Origin of the sequence: Streptosporangium sp. NPDC000239, assembly GCF_040300765.1 — a bacterium.
GTDB lineage: Bacteria > Actinomycetota > Actinomycetes > Streptosporangiales > Streptosporangiaceae > Streptosporangium.
The window spans coordinates 1-3372 of record NZ_JBEPEI010000045.1 but is presented as its reverse complement, the minus strand read 5'-3'; the positions used below and the strand labels follow the sequence as shown (position 1 = coordinate 3372).

Sequence of the window (3372 nt, the reverse complement as noted above, 5' to 3'; positions counted from 1 at the left end):
CCGCCATCAACCAGGACGGCGCCTCCAACGGCCTCACCGCCCCCAACGGACCCGCCCAACAACGCGTCATCCGCCAAGCCCTCCACGACGCCGCGCTCTCTTCCACCGATGTCGACGCCGTCGAGGCGCACGGCACCGGAACCACCCTCGGCGACCCCATCGAAGCCCAGGCACTCATCGCGGTCTACGGCGAAAACCGTTCACAAGACCAGCCCCTGTGGCTGGGGTCATTGAAGTCCAACATCGGCCACGCCCAGGCCGCCGCCGGAGTCTCCGGCATCATCAAAACCGTCCAGGCCCTCCGGCAGAAGGTCCTGCCCAAGACCCTGCACGTCGACGAGCCCACCCCGTACGTGGACTGGAGCGCCGGAACCGTACAGCTCCTCACCGAGAACACCCCCTGGCCGGAAACCGGACACCCCCGCCGGGCAGCCGTTTCCGCCTTCGGCGTCAGCGGCACCAACGCCCACGTCATCATCGAGCAGGCCCCGGAAACACCGTCGGAACCCCGCGACGAACAGCCCAACCCCGCCCCCGTCGCGCTTCCCCTGTCAGCCCGCTCGGCGGCGGCCCTGACCGCCCAAGCGTCCCGCCTGGCCGACCACCTGGAGGCTCATCCCCAGGTGAGGCCCGAGGACGTGGCCCACTCCCTGGCCACCACCCGCGCCACCTTCGAACACCGCGCGGTCGTCCTCGGCACCACGAACGCCGACCTGATCAAACGACTCCGCGCCCTCACCGACTCCCCCGTCACCACCGGCACACCCCGGGTGACCTTCCTCTTCACCGGCCAGGGCAGCCAACGCACCGGCATGGGCCACACCCTGTACAAGACCTACCCCACCTTCGCTCGTGCCTTCGACCAGGTCACCGCCCTGTTCGACCCCCACCTCCCTGTTGCGTTGAAGGACGTCGTCTTCGACCCCGCCCACGAGGAGCTGCTCAACCACACCCTCTACACCCAACCCGCCCTGTTCACCCTCCACACCGCCCTGCACCACCTCCTGGCCTCCTGGAACATCCACCCCACCGCTCTGGCAGGCCACTCCATCGGCGGCATCACCGCCGCCCACCTCGCCGGCGTGCTCACCCTGGAGGACGCCGTCCACCTGGTCGCCGCCCGCGCCCACCTCATGGACGCGTTGCCTCCCGGCGCCATGGCCGCCATCAACGCCCCCGAAACAGACATCACCCCCCTACTCGACCCCGGGGTGGGTATCGCCGCCCTCAACACCCCCACCTCAACCGTCATCACCGGCGACCCCGACGCCGTGCGGAAACTCACCGACCACTTCACCGAACTCGGCCGCAAAACTCGAAAACTCACCGTCAGCCACGCCTTCCACTCCCACCACCTCGACCCCATCCTCAACGAGTTCCACGACGCCATCAGCACCCTGACCTTCAACCCCCCGACCCTGCCCGTCATCTCCGACCACACCGGCAAACCCCTCACCCATACCGACCCCACCTACTGGACCAACCACCTACGCCACCCCGTCCGCTTCCACGACGTCGTACGGCGTCTGCACGAGGGGGTCGAACCGGGCGAGGGGTTGGACACGTTCCTGGAGATCGGCCCGGACGGGACGCTCAGCGGGATGGTCCAGGAGACCCTCGGTGCCGAGGGCGTGACCGCGATCCCGGTGTCGCGCCGTAACCGGCCGGAGGACACCGCCGCGCTCACCGCCGTGGCGCGCCTGTACGTCGGCGGCGTGGACGTCGACTGGGCCGCCACCCTCACCGGACAGCCCAGGACCGTCGACCTGCCCACCTACCCCTTCCAGCGGGAACGGCTGTGGATCGACGCGCCCCGCAGGGCGGCGGACCCCGCCGATCTCGGTCTCGCCTCGGCCGGTCACCCCCTGCTGGGAGCGGAGGTCCGGTTGGCCGGCGGTGGAGGCACGGTGCACACCGGCACCCTGTCCACGACCACCCACCCCTGGCTGGCCGACCACGCGGTCTTCGGCACGGTCGTCGTCCCGGGCACGGCCCTTGTCGAACTCGCCCTGCACGCCGCCGACCACGCCGGGCACGACGGCGTCGAGGAACTCGTCCTGCACGCCCCGCTCGTCCTCGCGGAGGGCACAGCCGTCGACCTCCAGGTGATCACGACCGCCTCGGCGGAGACGCCCGGGCGGCGATCCGTCGAGATCTACTCCCGTCCCTCAGGGGGAACCGCTGGAAGAACCGGCGACTGGACCAGGCACGCCGACGGGGTTCTCACCCCGGCGGGAAACGCGGCCCCCACGGTGGATCTCACGGCGTGGCCGCCCCCGGGCGCGCGGCCTCTCGACGTGGAGGACGCCTACGACAGACTGGCCGGCGCCGGTCTGGGGTACGGGCCGGTGTTCCAGGGGCTGCGGCGGGCGTGGCGGCGGGGTGAGGAGCTGTTCGCCGAGGTCACGTTGCCTGACGGAGCCCGGGATGACGCGGCGCCGTACGGTGTGCATCCGGCGTTGCTCGACGCGGCCCTGCACGTCGCCGCGCTGGAGTGGCTCGACGACGACCCTCGGTTGCCGTTCACCTGGAACGGCGTACGGCTGCACGCCTCCGGCGCGACCACGCTACGGGTGCGCGCGGTGGTCTCCGGTTCGGGGTCGTTGACCCTGCACGCGGCCGACGCCACGGGGACACCCGTCGTCTCGATCGACGAGCTGCGGGTTCGCCCGGTCGGGCGCGACCGCCTTCGGGGGGCGGCCCACGGTGACGCGCTCTTCCGGGTCCGCTGGGAGGCGCTCCCGCCGGAGGCCCTGGCGGACGGGGAACAGCGGTGGGCGGTGCTGGGCGGGCCGTTCTCCGCTCCGGCGGGGGTCACGGTCTCCTCGTACGCCGACCTCGCCTCGCTCGCCAAGGACCTTGGGACCGGGACGCCGCCTTTCTCCCTCGTCGTGCTTGTGATCTCCGCCCAGGACGATCCGGTGGCCGGGGCGCACGACAACGCGGAACGGGTGCTGGCCGTACTGCGGGAGTGGGTCGAACGGTGGGACAACGGACGGCTGCTGGTCCTGACCAGCGGCGCCGTCGCCGCAGGCGAAGGTGAGGTCGTGGACCTGACGGCGGCTCCGGTGTGGGGGCTGGCGCGTTCGGCGCAGACCGAGCATCCGGGGCGTGTGCTGCTGGCGGACCTGGACGGGGACGACGCCTCGTGGGCGGCGCTGCCGTACGCGGTGGCGACGGCGGTCGCCGTGGACGAGCCTCAGGTGGCGGTGCGCGCGGGGTCCTTCCTCGTGCCCCGGCTCAGCCGGGTCTCCGCCGGCGGCGGGACCGGGAGCTGGGATCCTGAGGGGACGGTGTTGATCACCGGCGGCCTCGGCACCCTCGGCACCACCATCGCCCGCCACCTCGTCACCACCCACAACATCCGACACC

At 71.6% G+C, this 3372-nt stretch carries 1 protein-coding gene; it reads left to right on the top strand.

Annotated elements, in window-relative coordinates:
- Window positions 1-3372 (top strand): type I polyketide synthase (locus ABT340_RS42350; protein ID WP_352016608.1); only part of this gene is annotated, 3372 nt, incomplete at both ends.